The sequence below is a fragment of the Loktanella sp. M215 genome (assembly GCF_021735925.1).
Taxonomy (GTDB): domain Bacteria; phylum Pseudomonadota; class Alphaproteobacteria; order Rhodobacterales; family Rhodobacteraceae; genus Loktanella.
Genome location: NZ_WMEA01000001.1, coordinates 1,285,022 through 1,304,408, shown reverse-complemented (window position 1 = coordinate 1,304,408; position 19,387 = coordinate 1,285,022). Strand labels below are relative to the sequence as shown.

At 60.7% G+C, this 19,387-nt stretch carries 17 protein-coding genes and 3 pseudogenes; 5 read left to right on the top strand and 15 right to left on the bottom strand.

The window, feature by feature from the left end; all coding sequences use genetic code 11:
* The first annotated feature begins 72 nt into the window (after positions 1 to 72).
* The gene (locus tag GLR48_RS06335) at positions 73 to 2,736 is read left to right on the top strand and encodes a nitrate- and nitrite sensing domain-containing protein (protein WP_237059753.1); all 2,664 of its coding nucleotides are present in this window, start codon (positions 73 to 75) and stop codon (positions 2,734 to 2,736) included.
* 223 nt (positions 2,737 to 2,959) lie between these two features.
* Here the strand turns inward: GLR48_RS06335 and GLR48_RS06330 are convergent.
* Positions 2,960 to 3,145 (bottom strand): annotated as a pseudogene (locus GLR48_RS06330) (integrase core domain-containing protein); the annotation flags it as partial.
* A gap of 181 nt (positions 3,146 to 3,326) precedes the next feature.
* Positions 3,327 to 3,488, bottom strand: a pseudogene (locus GLR48_RS06325) (IS256 family transposase); the annotation flags it as partial.
* A 388-nt stretch (positions 3,489 to 3,876) separates the two neighbouring features.
* Here GLR48_RS06325 and GLR48_RS06320 point away from each other — a divergent pair.
* Both GLR48_RS06320 and GLR48_RS06315 read left to right on the top strand, forming a co-directional pair.
* Complete coding sequence (locus GLR48_RS06320; RefSeq protein ID WP_237059751.1) at positions 3,877 to 4,929, top strand: YeeE/YedE family protein; 1,053 nt, start codon at positions 3,877 to 3,879, stop codon at positions 4,927 to 4,929.
* Positions 4,930 to 4,993: 64 nt separating this feature from the next.
* Positions 4,994 to 5,914, top strand: a complete 921-nt coding sequence (locus GLR48_RS06315; protein WP_237059749.1) for an MBL fold metallo-hydrolase — start codon at positions 4,994 to 4,996, stop codon at positions 5,912 to 5,914.
* A gap of 217 nt (positions 5,915 to 6,131) precedes the next feature.
* Here the strand turns inward: GLR48_RS06315 and GLR48_RS06310 are convergent, their stop codons facing one another.
* The 11 genes from GLR48_RS06310 to GLR48_RS06260 all read right to left on the bottom strand — a co-directional run bounded on the left by GLR48_RS06310 (position 6,132) and on the right by GLR48_RS06260 (position 14,836).
* Positions 6,132 to 6,557, bottom strand: coding sequence for a DUF302 domain-containing protein (locus GLR48_RS06310; protein WP_237059748.1), 426 nt, complete (start codon positions 6,555 to 6,557; stop codon positions 6,132 to 6,134).
* A gap of 34 nt (positions 6,558 to 6,591) precedes the next feature.
* Positions 6,592 to 7,752 (bottom strand): c-type cytochrome, encoded by a 1,161-nt coding sequence (locus GLR48_RS06305; RefSeq protein ID WP_237059742.1) that lies wholly within the window; start codon positions 7,750 to 7,752, stop codon positions 6,592 to 6,594.
* The gene (soxC, locus tag GLR48_RS06300; RefSeq protein ID WP_237059740.1) at positions 7,736 to 9,001 is read right to left on the bottom strand and encodes a sulfite dehydrogenase; all 1,266 of its coding nucleotides are present in this window, start codon (positions 8,999 to 9,001) and stop codon (positions 7,736 to 7,738) included. Before soxC ends, GLR48_RS06305 begins: the two co-directional genes overlap by 17 nt.
* A 26-nt stretch (positions 9,002 to 9,027) precedes the next feature.
* Positions 9,028 to 9,459 carry a DsrE family protein gene (locus tag GLR48_RS06295; RefSeq protein WP_237059738.1) on the bottom strand — a complete coding sequence of 144 codons (432 nt, stop codon included), beginning with the start codon at positions 9,457 to 9,459 and terminating at the stop codon, positions 9,028 to 9,030.
* A gap of 10 nt (positions 9,460 to 9,469) precedes the next feature.
* Complete coding sequence (soxB, locus tag GLR48_RS06290; protein WP_237059730.1) at positions 9,470 to 11,170, bottom strand: thiosulfohydrolase SoxB; 1,701 nt, start codon at positions 11,168 to 11,170, stop codon at positions 9,470 to 9,472.
* A 94-nt stretch (positions 11,171 to 11,264) separates the two neighbouring features.
* Entirely contained in the window at positions 11,265 to 12,107 is an 843-nt protein-coding gene (soxA, locus tag GLR48_RS06285; protein ID WP_237059728.1) for a sulfur oxidation c-type cytochrome SoxA, read from the bottom strand.
* 33 nt (positions 12,108 to 12,140) lie between these two features.
* Positions 12,141 to 12,467, bottom strand: coding sequence for a thiosulfate oxidation carrier complex protein SoxZ (gene soxZ, locus GLR48_RS06280; RefSeq protein ID WP_237059726.1), 327 nt, complete (start codon positions 12,465 to 12,467; stop codon positions 12,141 to 12,143).
* Between the two features lie 17 nt (positions 12,468 to 12,484).
* Positions 12,485 to 12,904 (bottom strand): thiosulfate oxidation carrier protein SoxY, encoded by a 420-nt coding sequence (gene soxY, locus GLR48_RS06275; protein WP_237059724.1) that lies wholly within the window; start codon positions 12,902 to 12,904, stop codon positions 12,485 to 12,487.
* A gap of 26 nt (positions 12,905 to 12,930) precedes the next feature.
* Positions 12,931 to 13,401, bottom strand: coding sequence for a sulfur oxidation c-type cytochrome SoxX (soxX, locus tag GLR48_RS06270; protein ID WP_237059716.1), 471 nt, complete (start codon positions 13,399 to 13,401; stop codon positions 12,931 to 12,933).
* Between the two features lie 122 nt (positions 13,402 to 13,523).
* Positions 13,524 to 14,087 (bottom strand): thioredoxin family protein, encoded by a 564-nt coding sequence (locus tag GLR48_RS06265; protein WP_237059714.1) that lies wholly within the window; start codon positions 14,085 to 14,087, stop codon positions 13,524 to 13,526.
* Positions 14,088 to 14,098: 11 nt separating this feature from the next.
* Complete coding sequence (locus GLR48_RS06260) at positions 14,099 to 14,836, bottom strand: cytochrome c biogenesis CcdA family protein (protein ID WP_237059712.1); 738 nt, start codon at positions 14,834 to 14,836, stop codon at positions 14,099 to 14,101.
* A gap of 82 nt (positions 14,837 to 14,918) precedes the next feature.
* Here GLR48_RS06260 and GLR48_RS06255 point away from each other — a divergent pair, with 82 nt between their 5' ends.
* Together GLR48_RS06255 and GLR48_RS06250 are read left to right on the top strand one after the other, a co-directional pair.
* Entirely contained in the window at positions 14,919 to 15,299 is a 381-nt protein-coding gene (locus tag GLR48_RS06255) for a hypothetical protein (protein WP_442915766.1), read from the top strand.
* A 61-nt stretch (positions 15,300 to 15,360) separates the two neighbouring features.
* The gene (locus tag GLR48_RS06250) at positions 15,361 to 15,708 is read left to right on the top strand and encodes an ArsR/SmtB family transcription factor (RefSeq protein ID WP_237059710.1); all 348 of its coding nucleotides are present in this window, start codon (positions 15,361 to 15,363) and stop codon (positions 15,706 to 15,708) included.
* A gap of 90 nt (positions 15,709 to 15,798) precedes the next feature.
* On the opposite strand, the pseudogene GLR48_RS06245 reads toward GLR48_RS06250, so the two are convergent.
* Positions 15,799 to 17,044 (bottom strand): annotated as a pseudogene (locus tag GLR48_RS06245) (IS3 family transposase).
* A gap of 1,077 nt (positions 17,045 to 18,121) precedes the next feature.
* Entirely contained in the window at positions 18,122 to 19,123 is a 1,002-nt protein-coding gene (locus GLR48_RS06240; RefSeq protein WP_237059708.1) for an IS1595 family transposase, read from the bottom strand.
* Positions 19,124 to 19,387 lie beyond the last annotated feature (264 nt).

Below are 19,387 nucleotides of genomic sequence, written 5' to 3'. Positions count from 1 at the left end.
GCCCTGTCCTGTGTGCCGCGTCACCGACTTTTGAAATTATCGTAAGACTGGCAGAGCTGAAAAATCACCCAAATGAAAAAGACTTTCCCCAGTGATTTAATGGCAGAGCGCAGAACGCTTCTTTATGCGATCGCGATCGTGATTGCGCCGATTTGTGCCGTGATCCTGCTTGCCTCCATCGTCATTCGGGACAACGCGGAACGCCTTTCCGTGCTGCAGACCCAGAATACGCTCGCCGATGCATCGCTCGCGGCCAGCCGGATCATTACCGAACTCCAGCGTGAAAGGGGTATGTCATCGGGCTTCATCGGCTCGGCCGGACAGGAGTTTGGCGCGGCATTGAAGGGTCAGCGGGCTGCCACTGATGACGCCGTCTTCGACAGTTTGAGCCACCTGAGAGAAGAGGCATTTCCGAATCGCTCAGTGCGCGGGGCAGTCGGCATAAAAGGGGATCTCACCAACCAGATCTGGACGTCTCTCAACCTTGCCGACGTCATCGCGCAAGATATTCCGGCGATGCGCCAACGGGTCGATGCGCTGGATGTGGCGCGTCCGGACATGATGACGTTCTACACGGACAAGATCGGCACATTGCTGGCCGTGACCGACCTGCCGGCGGTTGCGGGCACCATCAGCGAAAAAGACCGCCTAGGCCAGACGATCAACCTGATCGAGGAAGCCGTTGAATTTCTGGGCCGCGAGCGTGCAGCGGGGGCAAACGGTTTTGCTTCGGACGCCTTCGACTTGGCAAAGCAGTTGGAAATGGCCGAAATGCAGGCCAGTCAGACGACGCTTTTCAGCCGGTTCCAACGCCTTTCATCGCCGATCTACGCAGAGGAGCTTCAATCAATCCTGTCCGGCAACGACGGTCAGCGGCTCGACGATCTGCGCAGGCAAGCCCAGAACGGTAATGCCAATGCGGCCACCGGACCGGAATGGTTTGGGGCGGCGACCGCAGTGATCGACGGATTGATGACCTTTTCAAACGATCTGCGTCTTGCTCAAAAGGCAGCGATCGCCGCGTCCCGGGCCGACATCACCCGCCGCTACTGGCAGACGGTCGCGATCACAGGCACGGCGCTGCTTCTGTCGCTTCTCATGGCGATCTGGCAATCACGCAGTTTCGTGTCACCGTTAAGGGACCTGGCAACCAGCCTGAGACGCGTTTGCGACGGTGACACCCAGATCGAGGTCAGGGGGCGTGACCGGCGCGACCTTGTCGGGGTCCTCGCCAGATCCGTCGGACAAATTGTCGAGATGGGATCGAGACGCTTCCACGATGTCCTCGATGCGGCGCCGATCGCCACTTGCGTCGAAAGCGTCGATGGAAGCATGTACCGGCAGAATGCAGCGATGAGCCGGCTTCTGGGCATCGATCATGACGTGGATCCGCGAGTGCCACCGACCGCATACATGGATGATGCCCATCAAGCCGGAGAACGGGCCGCCGTGTCTTTGCTCGTCAACGGACAGCACGCGCGGTCCAGCGGCGAGGTTACGCTTCACCGGCCTGACGGCAAAGTCGTGCTGGGACTCATCAGCCGGTCATATCTACCCGGTGCGGGCAGTACGCCAGCATGTGTCATATCGCAGATCATGGATATGACCGAAGCGCGCAAACTCGATATCGTGAAAAGCAACTTTGTATCCACGATCAGCCACGAATTGCGCACGCCGCTGACGTCTGTCCGCGGCGCGGTTGGCATGATCCGCGCCAAGGCGAACTGGGCGCCCGAGTCGTTGGAATATCGCCTGATCGAGATTGCACAAAGCAATTGCGAACGTCTGCTCGCACTCATCAACGATCTGCTTGACATGGACCGCCTCGCGCAGGGCGGCGTCACACTCGAGATCAAGCGCCACGATATTGCCGCGCTGTGCGCTCAGACGATCCGCAAGCTGGAACCCTATACGAGCAATTTGAAGGTGAATGTCTTGCCATTGGCCACGTCACGCGCGTTTCATGCTCGCACCGACGCGGGCCGTTTTGTGCAGGTGTTGTCGAATCTAATCTCGAATGCGGCGAAATTTTCACCGACAGGCTCGGACATTGCGCTTAATGTCAAAGCTGTCGGCCCGACGATCCGTATCAGCGTCACCGACAAGGGGCCCGGTATTCCCATCGACTTCGTCGAACATGTCTATACGCGATTCAGGCAGCAAGATGGATCAACCTCTCGTAATTTTGGCGGCTCCGGCATCGGCCTGCATATCGCCAAGGGCCTCGTGGAGCTCCTGGGCGGCGAGATCGGGTTTTTCAACAATCCCGCAGGCGGTGCGACCTTCTGGTTCACCATTCCGGCAATGGGTATTCAGGCATCCGCGCACGACACGGGCGAAAGTCACGCAGAACCCCAGACGCCGGGTTTGCCGCGCATCCTTCATGTGGAGGACGATCCAGCCTTTTCGCACCTTCTGAGTTTAGCGATGACGGATCGTGCGACCGTCATGACAGCTCTCTCGGTCTGCGATGCCAAAAGCAAGCTGGCGAAATATCAGTTTGACCTCATTGTTCTGGACCTCGAACTTCCCGATGGCGCCGGTCTGGAAATCCTGAAGGAAGACGCAGTGGCAGGCTCCTGCGTTCCCGTCATCTGTCTGTCGGCGCATCTGACTGACGCGCCTTCATCAAGATCGCGGTTGAACATCCAGAAGTCCGGCACCCCCTTCGAGGATATCTGCGATGCCATTCTGACCACACTCGCCGCTCACTCAGGCGATGAAGTGCGGATTTAGAAAAGACTGTCCTGTCCGCAGGGGAGTAAGCCGCGCCAGGCCTGCCGGAGACTTGCAACCTGAGAAGGATGAGCGTCATGGAAAAAAGCAAGATGGCCAACCGCTGGTCACCAGAGCTCCGCGCCCGCGCGGTGCGGATGGCGCTGGATCACCGTAAGCGGTGTATAGGCCCTGCGCTGCTCCCCAACCTTGGACCGCCGGATGCTGGAGTTTACCGGCTCGGTCATTGCGACGGGCTGGTTGCGCCGCCGGGATAATGCAGGGCGATCGGGACGTTATATCCGATCGCACTGTCAGGTCGGTCCTCGTTGCAGTGCCTACGCCACGTCTCCAGTTTTTCTTGCGCATCCGCAAGGCTCATGAACCAGTGCGCGTTCAGGCACACAGACCGAAACTTGCTGTTGAACGCCAATGCGCCCCTCTCGGCAGATTGCTTTGTAATCGCTTGGCGGGCAGTGGGAGAACCAAACCGGCGCCGCTTCTGGGCAATCGTGTTCATGTCCAGACGGATCGCCGGGTTATCGGGGATGGTGTCCCGTGTCGTGGCGTAGCTCACGTTGAGCCTCGCGCTTCTGGGCGGGCGGAGCTGGTCAGTCGCACTGCGCAGCAGGCAAGCTGACGGTCAGATCATTGCAGACTGGTACGAGCGTTTCCAGCGTCATCGAGCGGCCCCGCTCGACTGTCCATTCCTCAGTCTGCTCCATCAGGATCGCGCCGACGAAACGTCATATCGCGGCCTCGTTCGGAAAGATCACCGCCGCCCGCGCGATCATGGGGCAAACGGGTTACCGTTTGAATACGCCGCTATCGGATAGGTCGGGCCTGTCAGACAAAACCTAGTCAGGCAAGCGAACAGGCCGTCATGGTCTGAGCGCGGATCGAGCTGGATGTTCCAAGGGAAATCGCATCGAAACGACAAGAAAGCTGTGTCGGCCGTTGCGCAAAGATGACGCGCTGACGGCGCATTTCGCACTATGATTTCCATGGCATCCGCACCCACGACATCTGCGTTCTCAAACCACTTTTACGCAAATGGAAATTTGCCGGGCTCATCAGACGACAGAGCCCGATGGACATATGACGAAGGCTACCGTCAAAGATGGATTTGCTCTATCGTCTTACTTGGCGGAGGACCAAGTCATGATTGAGACACTGGGCGAAACGACAACCCTGGCGCTGATCGGACTTGTCGGTGGAATACTGCTCGGCCTCTCTGCACGCTTGGGCCGGTTCTGCACATTGGGCGCGATCGAAGATGCGGTCTATGGTCACGACGCCACGCGACTGCGGATGTGGGGCATCGCGATCGGTGTTGCCATCTGCGGCAGTTTCACACTGGCCGCTGCAGGCTTGCTTGAAACGGAACGGACGATCTATCTTTCGTTCGCGTTCCAGCCGCTGGCGAGTGCCGTCGGCGGCTTGATGTTCGGCTATGGTATGGCCCTGGCAGGGAACTGTGGCTACGGTGCGCTGGCCAGACTGGGCGGTGGCGATCTGCGGTCGTTTGTCATTGTGCTTGTGATGGGGCTGGCCGCTTTCGCCACTATTTCCGGGCCACTCGCCTATCTGAGGGTCGCGTTCTTTCCGCAGTCCCAGGCCTTCGTGACGCCTGGCATCGCGCAGGGTCTCGCGGCGACGCTCGGTCTGAATGTCAACAGCATCGGCATCACGATCGGCTTGGGCGTGTTGGCTGTCACGCTGTCTGCGTCTGCCTTCCGCGCGGAGCGGCGCGCAATCCTGTGGGGCACCTGCGTCGGTCTGGCGGTTGTTTCGGGATGGGCCGGAACGCAGTGGGTGGCCCTGAACGGGTTTGCGCCGACAGTCGTGGAGTCACATACTTTTGCCGCCCCCTTGGGGGAAACGATGCTTTACGCCATGACGGCCAGCGCACGGTCGCTGTCTTTCGGCGTCGGGTCCGTGGCAGGCGTTCTGCTTGGGGCGTTCATCGGCTCCCTCATCAAAGGCCACTTTCGTTGGGAAGCGTGCGAGGATCCACGCGAATTGCGCCGCCAGATTGCCGGTGCCGCAATCATGGGCGTAGGGGCCGTGCTGGCGATGGGATGCAGCATCGGTCAGGGGCTGTCCGCGATTTCGGTGCTTGCCTATTCAGCCCCGCTGGTCATGGCGGGTATATTCGCGGGGGCTTGGATCGGCCTGCGCCAATTGATCACCGGGTTTGCCCACATCGCCTGAATACTCTTTGCGTGACGCATCGCGTGCCTGTATCATTCAAAAACGTGAATATGGGAGAGTGGCGATGAAGTTGACGCGCAGAACAGCAATATCGGGGATGATCGCACTGGCCGGTGGGACGATTCTGCCGCGACTCGCCTGGGCCAACGCGACTCTGACAGTCGGGTCCGGGACGCTGGATACACTCAGCGATGGTCATCTTGTGCTGCCGCGTGATTTCGTTCTGGCCGACATTCCAAAGGCGGATGCGGACGCGGTGCTGGCCGATTTCGGTCTGGCCGATGCCGATACGCTGCTGCCGGATTGCAACCTGACCCTGTGGCGCGATGGCGATCGGGTCGTGCTGTTCGACGCTGGGTCCGGCCCTGACTTCATGCCGACGGCGGGTCACGTCATGGCGGCGATGGATGCGCTGGGACTGGCCCCAGAGGATGTGACTGACATCGTCTTTACCCACGGCCATCCGGATCATCTGTGGGGCGTGCTTGACGATTTCGACGAACCGCTTTTCGCGAACGCCCAGCACCACATGGGACAGATCGAATTCGACTACTGGACCGATCCCGGCCTGCCTGATACGATTCTGCCAGAGCGGTTGATCTTTGCCGTCGGGGCCGCCCGGCGGCTGGAGGTCTTGGCCGATACCATCAACCTGTTCGCCGACGGTGCAGAAATCATCCCCGGCGTGACCGCCCGCGCGACGTTCGGGCATACGCCAGGACACATGTCGTTCGAGGTTGCCGCCGGCGACGAGATGATCGTGGTGCTGGGCGATTGCATCGCCAACCATCACATCGCCTTTGCGCGGCCTGACTGGCCGAACGGGTCCGATCAGGACACCGCCACAGCGGTCGCGACGCGCACGGCCCTGCTGGAACAGCTGGCTGACGCTGACACCGTTTTCGCTGGCTTCCACCTGCCAACGCCCGGAATCGGGCGTGCCAAGCGCCTCGGCGAGACTTACGAATTTGTGGCGCTGGCCTGACGGCTGGCGCGGCTTCAGCCATCCGACAGTGCGACACACCAAGGCAATCGGGGGCAGCCAGAGGGCTGCCCCATGCCAATACCGTCACTCGAACACGAGACCGTCGTGCGGTGCGGCGTCGCCGTGATTCACCGCCCGCGGGGGGTGACAGCAATGACGCGCAAACGGCCGTCCGCTTTCATCGTGCCGAAAACGGATTTTAAACGGCCGGCGGATCCTACTTTCCAGCGGCCTCGCGGGCGATGTCGTCCAGCAGGGTCTGGACCTCCTGCATCGCGCCGTCCGGCTGGTGGCGGTATCCGACCTGCACGGCGCCGTCCTTTTCCGTGACGAACACGCCGTAGGGGCAGTATGCGATATTTTTCGAATCCGCCTCCATGACCTTGCGCGACAGGGTGGCGGAACAGAACATGTAAATGTCGGCATTGTCGAAGATCGTGACATCGCTGCCGACATCGGCCTTTGTGCGTTCCAGCATCTCACCGACGTGGCTGACCCAATCGACGACCAGCCCACGCCCGACGATGGCGCTTTCAACGCCGAAGGTCGCATCATCAAAGCTGCCATCGTAGTCGTAGACGGTGGAGTCCTGCGCCAGTGCCGGGCTGGCGATCAGAGTCAGAGCGAGAGCAAGTTTACGCATGGGGTTGGTCCTTCTTGTGATGGCGCGGGCCTCCTCAGGACGGGTCAGCGCTTTGCAGATAGGCGATCAGGGCGTCGATTTCGGCGGGGTCGCGGACGCCGCGGAATGACATCTTGGTACCGGGCATCGCATCCTTGGGATTCGCCAGAAAGGCGTGCAGCTTGTCCATGTCCCAGACCTCGCCAGCCGCCATCGCGTCCTGCAGGGTGCCGGAATACTTGAAGTCCGCGATGCTGCCGATGGTCCGGCCGACGACACCGTTCAGTTCGGGGCCGACGCGGTTCTTGGCGCCCTCCCCCACCATGTGACAGGACTTGCACTGACGGAACGCCTTTTCGCCGTCGGCGATCAGGGCCGGGTCGGCAGCGGCCATTTCGACCGCGGCAGAAGGTGCTGTATCCGCTGCGGGTGCGGGATCAGCGGCAGGTGTCGCCGCCTGATCGGCAGCGGCCGTCTGTGTTTCCGCCGGCGCAGCCTCTGTCGCCGGTGCTGTCGCGACAGGGGCCGCAGCCGCCTGATCCGCCTTTGCGGCATCGGCCTTTGCGGCCGTCTCTTCCGGCGTCACGTCCACGACGCTGGCGTGCATCGTGATCTCGACGCTGTCCTTGCAGTTTTCCATGCAAGCGGCTTCGGAAAACAGCGGCAGTTCCGTCGTCGCGCGATCATCGTCGATGAAGTTGTCGACGTTGGGCATGGACACTTCGGTAAAGTTCTCGTTCGACAGCGTGAAATCCTCGTCCACCAGATCGTTGAGGTAGAGGATATAGGCCGTCAGCGCATAGGTCTCGTCATCCGTCAGCGACGCCGCGTGTCCGAAAGGCATGGCGCGGTGGACGTAGTCATAGACGGTGGACAGGTAGGGCCAGTACGAACCAACCGTCTTGACCGGATCCTTGTTTTCCAATGTGCCGTCACCGCCGGCCAGGACCGGCCAGCGGCCAACGGCCTCGCCGAAATCTCCGTGGCAGACAGAGCAGTTGTTGACGTAGATGTCTTCGCCGGTCAGCACGTCACCGCTGCCCACGGGCAAGCCGGTGCCGTCGGGGCGGATGTCGGTGTTCCAGGCGGCGACTTCGTCGGGCAGGGCCGCACGGCCGATGCCGTAGCCGCCATCTTTCGACGGGGCCACGTCCTGTGCGGCGGCAGCGGTGGCGAGCGTCAGGAGAGCGGCTGCGAGATTAAGAGATTTCGACATTTTCAGCCTTTCCGTCAGCGTCGATGGCCCAGGTCTGGATGCCATTGTTGTGGTAGATCGAGTTTTCGCCACGGATCTTGCGCAGCGCGTCCTTGGTGGGCTGGACATAACCGGTGCTGTCATGCGCCCGGCTTTGCAGCAGCAGCGGCGACCCGTCCCAGTCCATTTCATAGTAGAAACGGTGCATCGATTTATCGAAGCTGGGGCCGGACATCCGGGCCTGATGCCAGTTCATGCCGCCGTCGGTCGTCACGTCCACCTGCGGGATCGTGCCGCGACCGGACCACGCGACGCCGGTGATGACCAGCGGACCCTTGCCATGGGTGATCGGCGCCTGCGGGCTGGGGCTGGTGATGACGGATTTCGCATCCATCTCCCACGTGAACCGGCGGGCGACGCCGTTGGCCAAAAGGTCGGTGTATTTCGACGTTTCCTCGCGGGCCATCCAGGGGGCGTCGCCCACCTCGATCCGGCGGATCCACTTGATCCACATGTTGCCTTCCCAGCCCGGCACGACCAGCCGCAGCGGATAGCCCTGTTCGGGGCGCAGCGCCTCGCCGTTCATCTTGAAGGCGATCAGACAGTCGTCCAGTGCCTTTTCCATCGGGATCGACCGGTTCATGCCGGCGGCGTCTGCGCCTTCGACCATGATCCATGTGCCGGCGGTTTTCACACCGGCCTCTTCCAGCAGCAGCCGCAGCGGCACGCCGGTGTATTGCACGTTGTGGATCATGCCGTGGGTGAACTGGCAGCCGTTCAACTGTGCGCCCGCCCATTCCATGCCGGAATTCGCGGCGCATTCCAGGAAATAGACGTGGTTCTCACGGGGGAAACGCATCAGGTCTTCCATCGTGAAGACCAGTTCCTTTTCCACCAGACCGTTGATCATCAGGCGATGTTCCGACGGGTCGATCACGGCGACGCCGCCGTGGTGCCGCTCGAAACACACACCGTTCGGCGTGATGATCCCGTCCAGCGCATGCAACGGCGTGAAGTTGACCGAAGACACCGCGTCGGCGGTCAGCCACGGCACGTCGCGGCGGATCACGTCAGCCTCGAACTTGGACGGCACGCCGTAGGGCATGGCATCGACGCCCGCTCCAAGGTCCTGCCGCCACGGCTGGGCGTTCACGATCAGCGGGTCGGCGGTCTGTGCGGCCAGCCGCGTGCCCGCCAGCGCACCACCGACAGCGGCAGCGCCCGTCAGAAAATTGCGGCGGGATGGCTTCATGCCCTTGTAATGTTCCATTGCTCTCTCCTTCACGGCCTCGGGGCCTATGGCCGCACGTAGGCGTAACCGTCTTCTTGCAGGGTGATCAGTTGCACGACGCCAGAGGGGACGACCGTCGCCTCTGACATCAGGGGAATTTTCTGGCCAGCCTTCTTTTCCATGCCCGCCAGCGTGTTGGCACAGGCGTCAAAGGTCAGGCCCTCGTGTTCCATCGTCATGGTGGCGATGCGATCGGCAACGGGGCTTTTGCCTTCGATCAGCATGGTCAGGCCGGGGCCGTAGGTCACGACCTCGACCGTGACGGTATCGCCTTGTTCCGTGTAGTAGCTGATCAGGTTGTCGACGTTGTTCAGCGCCATGTTCATGACGGCGGGGTCGTTCTGGTCAACGTGAACGGCGACCTTGTGATTGACGCCCTCTGCCGCGGCGAAGGTGGCCGAGACGGCCAGCAGTCCTGCAAGTGCGATGCTCTTCATGGTGTTCCCCTTATTCACTGACGACGACGGATGTGTTGTCGGGCACCGACACGGTGCCCTGCTGCTTGATGTAGGCTTCGACCACGTCCCAGATCTGCGGACCTTCGGTCGCCTCGTTGACGGACGCCCAGCCGGCGACGGTATAGGCCTTGTCGGCCTCGATCGCCTCGCCGGTGGACAGCAGCGTCAGGTCGCTGATGCGGTCGCCGATGTTCTTGGTGATGTCGATCCGGTAGCCGATGCCGCCAACGCGGACCATGTCGCCGCCCTGCTGGTAATAGGGATCGGGGTTGAACAGGTTGTCGGCCACATCCTCCATGATCAGCTTCAGATTGTCGCCGGTCATCTCGGACCGGTAGGCCTTGCCGTAGGTCATCGAGGTGACGTTCCAGATGTCCTCTCGGGTGATGTCGGACCCCGGCAGGATCGACGGCCCCCAACGCACGCCAGGCGACAGCGCGATCTGCGCGTCCCGCTGGTCAAGAAGCGCGTTGCAGATCAGGTCGTCCCAGGTACCGTTGAAGTTGCCGCGCCGGTACAGCAGCGAGGTGTCGTCGGTGCGCCCGATGACCTCTTCCAGCCGGTCCTTGAACGGCGCGCGCTCAGTGTCGATGGCCTCTGCGACCTCTGCATCCGGTGCAATCACGTCGGAAAAGATCGGGATCAGCTTGTGGCGGAACCCCATCATCTTGCCGTCGCGCACGTCCAGATCGACGCGGCTGACGAATTTGCCATTGGACCCGGAGGCCACGATGATCGTCTCGCCCACCAGCACCGGCTCGGGCAGCGCGTCGTGGGTGTGGCCCGACAGGATCACGTCAAGGCCGGTCACGTTCGCGGCCATCTTCTTGTCCACGTCAAAGCCGTTGTGCGACAGGCAGACGACCAGTTCGGCGCCCATGCCGCGCACCTCGTCTACCATCTCTTGCATGTGTTCGTCGCGGATACCGAAGGAGTATTCCGGGAACATCCAGCCGGGGTTCGCGATGGGCATGTAGGGGAAGGCCTGACCGATCACGGCGACCTTGACGCCGCCACGTTCGAAGAACTCGTAGGGTTTGAAATCCTCGCTGGGTTCGTCCCATTCAGCGTCGAAAATGTTCTGCCCCATCGCGGCAAAGGGCAGGCCCTGCACGATGTCCCTCACCCGGTCGGACCCGAGGGTGAATTCCCAGTGAAAGGTCATCGCGTCGGGCTTCAGCAGGTTCATGACGTTGACCATGTCCTGCCCCTGCGTCTCGTAACAGGTCATGGACCCGTGCCACGTATCGCCGCCGTCCAGCAGGATCGCATCCGGGCGGTCGGCGCGGATCGCCTTGATGACCGTGGCGACGCGGTCAAGGCCGCCCATCTTGCCGTAGCCCTTGGCAAGGGCCTCGAAGTCGCCGGACGACAGGGCGTAGTGGGACGCGGACCCGTCGTCGATGCCGTAAAGCTTGCGGAAGTCGGCACCGGTGATGTGCGGCACCTCACCCTTATTGGGGCCGACGCCAAGGTTCACCGAAGGCTCGCGAAAGTAGATCGGTTTCAGCTGCGCGTGGATGTCGGTGACATGGATCAGCGACACGTTGCCAAAGGTATCGAACTGCAGCAACTGGTCCTGCGTCAGCGCCTGCTGCGCCGCCAGCCTGCCCCAGCGCCCAAAGCCCGAGGCCCCGACGATGGCCGATGCAGCGACGCTGGCCTGGAGGAAATCGCGGCGAGAGATCATGGGGCGGTCCTTTGGCAGGTAACGTATTCGTTTGTTTGAATGTTTTTAGAGAGACAAAACCCGCGCGCGGTCAGACCGGGCGCGGGTTCTGGTCTTAGGGACGGACTGACGGTCCTTCGACAGACAGGCCATTGCCGCGCGAGGCCACGTAGAGTTCGAGGGCGTCGAATTCCGGGCTGCCGACGCTGTAGGTTTCGGCCCGCGTGTCGCGGATGCAGCCCTTGAACCGGTTCTGCACCTGCACCAGACCGTCGTTCTTCAGCCGGAAGGCCGGAAAGCCGTTGGTCTGGCCCTGCGACAGGTGATCGGCGCGGATGTAGTTGTCATAGTTCTGCTCGTGGCAATTGGCACAGGACAGTTCCAATTGGCCGTAGCGGGTATAGTACATCTCTTCACCCTGCTTCCACATGTCGTGGACCGGGCCGTCGATGGCGACGTTCATCGGCATGCCGCGCGACTGGATCGAGATCAGCGCCTCCATCCCGGTCATGTCGTCGCCGTCATACTTCCACGCCTCTGCACCCATGTTGTCGGTGCGGCAGTGGTTGATCTGGGACGCCAGCGTGCGCAGTTCACCGGCCTTCTCGTTCCACTTGGGATAGACGGCACGCACGCCCTTCATGTCCGCCTCAAGGTTCTCGTGGCAGGACGCGCAGGACTTGTCCGCAGTGCCTTCGACGGTCGACCACATTTCGGTCGCGCGGTCGACGGCAATGACGGCCGGATTCTCGAAGTCGTCCATCTCCATCTGCTGCAGCGACGCATCGCGAAAGCGCCAGCCGGAATAGATGGTTTTCAACCCTTCGACGTAATCGGGGGCCGGCGCATCGGTGATCATCTCGACATCGCCGTTGATCACCAGCTGATTGTCGTCCTGCGCCACAGCGCCGGTCGCCAGCAGCGCGATGGCGGCTGTCAGACGTATCGTGTTCTTCATTATCGTCCCTCCCCTGTCGTCCTCCGCACCGGTTTACCCGATCGCGATATCCTGGCTTTCCGTGTAGACGGACCCGTCGTCGTCGTACCATGTAAAGGTGAATGTCCCGGCTTCGGGCACCTTGGTCTCGAACTCGAAGTAAGGGTTCGTGGAAATCGCGGGCTCCATCGTCACGTCGATGACGTTCTGGCCGTTGAAGTCGCAGGTGAAGCGGTTGATGATCTCGCGCGGGATCACATTGCCGGCGTCATCCTTGCGCTGGCCGGATTCCATCGGGTGCGAGATCAGCGTCTTGAGCGTGATCGTGTCGCCGGCAGCGGCCGTTTTGGGCACGCGGACCTTGGGTTTAACGTTTTCCATTGTTCATCTCCTCCTGATCAGCCGCCGCAGCCGCCGATGGTAACCTTGACCTCTTGCACGGCCTGCACAAAGCTGCCGTCCGCCATCTTGGCGATCGCCATGACGTTCTGCGTCTTGGCCAGACGGATCCGCGTGGATGCCATCTGCGACGCGGCCAGCGGGCCGAAGTTGAATGTCGCGGCATTGGGCGTCGGGTTGCCCGTCGCCAGCAACAGGATCGACACTGCACCCGGTGCGTTGACCTCGACCGGCACGGTATTCCCGTTTTCCGCGATCTCGGGTGCCGTCAGCGTCAGGCCGCCCGTGCCCATCTCTGCCCCGCCGGTGAAGGCGGCGATGGAATCCTCGGTCGCCGTCGCGAACGCGCGGAACGGCAGCGCTGCGGCGACCGAAGCCCCCAGCGCCATGATGAATGTCTGTCTGCGTGTGATTGTCATCGGATGACCTCTCCCTCTCGGTCCCGTTATTCCTTGAGCGTCGTCAGATAGGCGACGACGTCCTCGATCTGTTGTGCGCTCAGCAAGGGCGGCAGCGGTTCGGTGCCGGCCTTGCCCGTAAAGGCATCACCCGGACGGGTGTAGCCGCTGACCTTGTAGAAGGCCGGCATCATCGTGTCGGGGAACATCATCTTGGCGTTCGCCACGATGCCGCGCAGTTGGGTTTCGTCCCAGCGGTCGGCCACGCCGTCCAGCGATGGCCCGACGTTGCCCTGAAAGGCCGCATCCAGCGCCGACACCTGATGGCACGCCACGCAGTTCCCCATGGAGCGGGTGGTCATCACCTCTTGCCCTGCGGTCCCGTCGCCGGGCTGGCCCGAGAGAGAGACCGCAATGGCGCCCGCGTCGTCAAAACTGACATCGGCCGGGGCAACCTCTTGCGCGGCAGCCGCCGTGGCAAGGCACAGGCCTGCAATGGCTGTTATCGTGCGGATCATGACGCCTCCCCTGCGTATTCGTTTCCTCTTGTGTGCAATGGTAGACCGAGGTGGCGTCACAACGCAAATACAAATTACGATTATTGAATGTTTCTGCGGCGCAGCATGAGTAACCGCTTGATTTAATCTGGGAATCCGCCTGCAGCGATCATGCGCGCGTGGTATTTCTGAAACGGCTCGTCGCCATCGTAGCCGTGATCCTTGATCCAGTTCAGCATGTTGAACGTCGTGGATTTGCTGAATGCGCCCGGCACGGTGGCCACCGCAGCCTGAGTCGCAGTGGCGTCATCGGGCACCTCTTCGGGGAAATACATGATGGTCGGCGTGAACAGCAGGTTCCAGCGGCTGACCATGTCCTTTTCCGGCAGCGTGGTGCCGTCGAAATCCGTCACGTCCACGTCGCCGAACATGTTGATCTGCACAAAGAAGAAATCATCGGTCAGAATGTCCTCGATCGCGGGCAGGACAAAGACCTCTTCGTGCATCTTGGTGCAGTAGATGCAGCCGCGCTGTTCGATGATGATGGCGAATCGTTTGCCCTCGGCATTGGCCTCAGCCAGATCCTCGCGCAGATCCTTGAAGGTGTCGTGCAGCCAGGGCGCCTTGTGCAGCCCGTCGTCGCCCAGCGTGACGGCGGCGGCGGGTGCGGCGATCAAGGCAAGCGCGGTGGCGAGTTTCATCAGCATTTTGGACCTCCCTACCCCAGCGATCCGACACCGGGAATGGTGTCGATCATCCACTGGGCGATGACGTTGACGGAATTGGTGACGATCAGGATGGCGAACAGGATCAGCATACCGCCCATCGCCTTTTCGACATAGCCCATGGCGCTGCGGTGGCGCTGGACCCAGCCCAGGAAGGGTTTGGCGAACAGGGCGGCCACGACGAAGGGTGCGGTCATCCCCAGACCGTATACCGCCAGCAACAGCGCACCACGCCAGATATCACCCATGCCGGACGCGATCATCAGAATCGCCGCGAGTGCCGGGCCGACGCAGGGCGTCCAGCCGAAACCGAAGGCAAGGCCCATCACATAGGCCCCCACGACGGTTGTCGGCGCCACGGTGCTTTCGACCCTCGCCTCTCGGTACAGAAACGGCACGCGGATCACGCCAAGAAAGTGAAGCCCGAAGACGAACAGGATGGCGGCGGCCACATAGGACAGCGGTTGCTTCCACTGCCCGAACGCCTGCCCCACCGCCGTCGCCCCCATGCCCAGCAGCATGAAGATCGTGGTGACCCCCAGCGCAAAGAAGATGGCCTGCACCACCAGCCGCCCCTGCGCCCCCGGTGCGATGGCATCGTCGCCGCGCAGCTCCGACATCGAGATCCCGGCCATGTAGCACAGGTAAAACGGCACCATCGGCAGGATGCAGGGGGTGAAGAACGACAGCAACCCCGCAAAGGCCGCGCCCAGATAGGTCATGTCGAACACGCAGCCGTTCCTTGAATTATTCACATATTCAAATTATGATGAGTGTAAGTTGCCGCGTCAATCATCCCCTGAGGTTCCGCACATGATCAGCCTGCGCCCTGCCCTGTTCGCCCTTGGCCTGCTGTGCGGCCAGGTGGCTGCGGCACAGGACGCCGTGCCGCAGATGGAACTGGTGATGATCGAACAACCGGGCTGCCAGTGGTGCGCCCGCTGGAATGCAGAAATCGCGCCGATCTATCCCAAAACGCCAGAGGCCGCCCGCGCGCCCTTGCGCCGGATCGACCTGCACGCGCCGGTGCCCGACGACCTGACGCTGGCCCGCCCTGCCGTGTTTACCCCGACCTTCGTGCTGGTGGTAGAGGGGACCGAGGTGGACAGGATGGAAGGCTATCCCGGGCCGGATTTTTTCTGGCCGCTTCTGGACGAAATGCTGGCCAAGGTTGAAAGCGTCGGAGACAATTAGGCGCATGACGCCCGGCTTGCGATCCGTTAAGGGTCGTTTACAGGAAGATGGACTTGAAATCATGGGCAGACACGTGGGTATTCCAATCATCGACGACAGCATCTGTGCCGAAGATCTCGACAAGATGATGAAGAACGCCACAGATGCCGCAAACTTCCTCAAGGCCATCAGCCACGAAGGGAGGCTGATGATCCTATGCCATCTCGCCAGCGGCGAGAAGTCGGTGACAGAGTTGGAAAATCTGCTCTCAGCCCGTCAAGCCGCCGTCTCGCAGCAACTGTCGCGTCTGCGCCTTGAAGGATTCGTCGTGCCGCGTCGCGACGGCAAAGCCATCTATTACAGCCTCGCCGACGACCGGTCGCGCCAAGTGATTGATCTCGTTTACGACCTGTTCTGCGGTCAAAATTAAGCGCGACGCGGTAGGCGTCTCACCGAAAGCAGTCAGCACCTCCACGGATGGTTCGAAGCCTGAGCTGCTGCCGGTTTCGTGGACACCGGGTTAGGTTTGCATAGCTCGGTCCTCGAACGCCATAGGGCTGAGATAGCCCAGCTTCGAATGCCGTCGCCTCGGATTGTAAAAGCGCTCGATGTAGTCGAACACGTCGGCGCGTGCCGCGTCACGGGTGCGGTAGACCTTGCGGGCTGTCCGTTCGATCTTCAGCGACGAGAAGAAGCTCTCCATTGCTGAGTTGTCCCACACATTGCCCGCACGGCTCACCCGGCAAATGATGCCGTTGTCCAGCAGCAGGCGCTGAAACTGCTCACTGGTATATTGCGATCCTTGGTCTGAGTGATGGAGCAGCGCGTCAGCCTTTCCGCGCCGCCAGACGGCCATCCGCTGCCCGGCAGTGGTTTGCAGGTCATTCCGGTGGAATGACTGGCAAACCATGAGAGGGATCAGCGCATCCATGACCAGTGAAGCATCCCGTTCCGCCTTCATGGACCAGCCGACGGTGAGCCATTGATGCGCCATTGGTTCAAGCACAATGGCGAACCCTGGAGAACAGGTCCAGCACGACCGCCACGTAGAGCCAGCCCTCTGCGGTCCAGATGTAGGTGAAGTCGGCAAGCCACTTCTGGTTCGGCCGGTCTGCTGTGAAGTCGCGGTCAAGGATGTTGTCGGCGATGACCGACCGCTCGCCGTCATCCTTCGGGTTCCCGCGGCGTTTGGGCCGCGCTCTCATTGCATTTAGCCGCATCAAGCGTTCGATCCGGTGCAGTCCACATGCGAGACCTTCTTCCAGAACGTCACGCCAGACCCGGCGGGCGCCATAGGTGCGATCGCTGGCCTTGAAGCTCTTGTCGATCGACTGGACGAGCTTTGCATCCTGAGCCGCGCGTTCGCTTATCGGCCTTCTGAGCCAGGCATGAAAGCCGGATCGGGAGACGCCCAGCACCGCGCACATCCAGCTGACCGGCCAAATGTGCCGATGCTTTGCCACGTAAGCGAACGTCATGTCGCTTCCCGCGCGAAGTAAGCTGCCGCCTTTTTTTAGGATGTCACGCTCCGCCTTGAGCTTGGCGACCTCTTTCTTCAGGGTCGCAATCTCGGCCAATTCTGCGCGTTGCAAGCCATTGCCGGGAAACGCCGCAACAGGCGCTCCCATCAATTCCCGCATCCAGCGACGCAGCACGCTCTCCGCAAGATCCAGGTCCCGGCACGCCTGAGCGACCGCAACGCCTCGCTCGGTCACCAGCCTTACCGCCTCGATCTTGAACTCGCGGCTAAACTTCCGTCTCGTCATATCCACTCTCCAGTTCAATGGTCACGATCTTATCTTCGTGTCCACAAAACCGGCAGCAGCTCAGCCACGGGATTTTTCGTGGGGCCAGATGCAAAGCGATCAACGGTACAAGGCGGTGATTGGCTCTGGGTGACGGCGAGACAGCTTCTTTGAGCGCGGCTGCCTGCCGCTGTCAGCTTATGCCTGCTGGTGCGGTTTTACTTCTGCGGTGTTGATGTGGCGTTGATGCAAGACGCCAACGACAAAAGCCGAGCGAAACGCTCGGCCTTTATGTCTTTGATATCACGTGTATTTTTGGTTGCGGGAGGGGGCAGCCAGCACTATCGAACGACACTAAAGTGCTTCGCAAATTGAAGATCCAAATCGCGACGAATATCGGAAGACAATGTAAATTTTGTGTGCTGTCCCTACTAAGTCCTGCATGCGAAACTTCTTGATTATCATTGGCACATGCGGACTGATATCTTAGCTGATTGCCAAGCCCAAATACAGATCACTTCGGCAAGTTAGGTTTTTCCCAACGTGCCGCCTCATGGAGAGATATATTTATCCACCTTATAGTCTTGCACCACGCTTAGATCCTTGAACCTTCCCTTCCGTATATCACGCCTACGGTACTTTTTTGAAGGGATGTGACGGCGAGTTCCACTAAACTCATCATAGCCAAATACATGTATCTGTACTGTAGAATCCTCCCCCAAGTCGAGAATTTCTTACAGCGACTTGCAGTGGCTGATTGCATCTCTAATTGACTTCGAAGGCACATCAATGAATTCAACTGGATCCCGGGTGTCAAAAACTCGAACCAATCTCCTACTTTCATCTCCAGAGCTCAAATCAGGAACTTTGGAGGCGTTCGTCCTAATAGCGTGATAACCCCACCCCGTTGCGCCCTTAAATCCCTTTATTCCAATCCTAACCATTATGTCTATATCTACCATTTTTCGCGTTCCCGAGTTTTTAAACGCAATTTGATAGAAACTGTCCCCCGCATACAATTGCCTTCTGGCAATCTCCACCGAGAAAATTACACTTGGAATAAGGGAATGTCAGCAGATCGTGTTGGCGATCCTCTGGTCAGGTGATGATCGCTCGGAACAACGACACTGGATCGGCCCACCTGCGCGCCACCAGCCACCGCGCGTAGCCATCGAGATACTTAGTCGCCGGACCACGCCATAGCGGGATGAACTCCTCCCATTGGGCGTGGAGGGAGTTCACGGTGTTGAGGTGATAAGCCTTCGGCGTGTGACGACCTCGCCTGCCTGCGATGAGAACGTGGTAGGAAATCCCGCGGCTTTTCGCGATAGCTTCATATTGCGGCGCGCCGTCGAATAGCACCATCGCGTCGGGTGCCACCTGGGGCACGAGCGCAGCGTCGATCGCCGGCTGGCGCTTGTTGACGATGTGCTGGAAGCTTGCGCGACCGGCACGGTCAACGACGCCCAGTATCGGCTCCTCATACGCCTTGGCGATGGCCTGCGGTGGTCTGCGCTTCGGATATTCATACCAACGCAGACGAGGTGGCTTGGGCTGCGAGGAATCGCGCTGGTGGCGCACCCACTCCCGGGAGCCCTTACGGCTCTCACGCTGCGCCGTATCATCGGTCTCGATAATACCAGAAAGCACATCGGGTGCGACGGTCTTGAGCTGGTCCAGAACCAGCATCCGCCAGCGCCAGACAGTATCCCGGGAGACGCCCAGACGGCGGCCGAGCTTTCGGCACGAGAGCGGCGCATCGTCGGGGTCGAGCATGTTGCGCGCCACCTCGATGAACAGGCCGGGGCGGTGGACGCGGGCAAGCGGGGTGCCAGTCCGGCCGGTCCAGGTCCGATCGCAATCGCCACACCGCCAGCGCTGCGCACCAGTTCGGGTCGTGCCCCAGCGGGAGCGATGCTTACCACCGCAATCCGGGCAAGCCCGTTCCTCGCCGACGGCGTCGATCTCGACCACGGCCTCGGCGCGTCTGCGGGCGGTGGCGAGCGCAGCCTCTGCCTTGGCGATTTGCGCAGGAGGCAGATTTGAAATAGATCTTAGCAAACGGTCGAGCAGGCGCGCAGATGTATCGGTCGCGGGCATCGGCTTCTCCAGCGGGTCCGGGGCCAAGCAACATTGGCCCGATCACCTCCTAACGAAGCTTTACCAACACGATCTGCTGACATTCCCTGGAATAATCTTATGATAATTGACCCACCAAACGACATAAGAAGCAATCATACCAAGAAAAAACCCCAATCCACTACTCAAAAATAGATCGAACCATGGCTTTGTATTCATTGTAAATTGGGCCTCATCTAGACATGCAAGAACGCTCAAACGAAACAATTACGAACTGATCTGGTT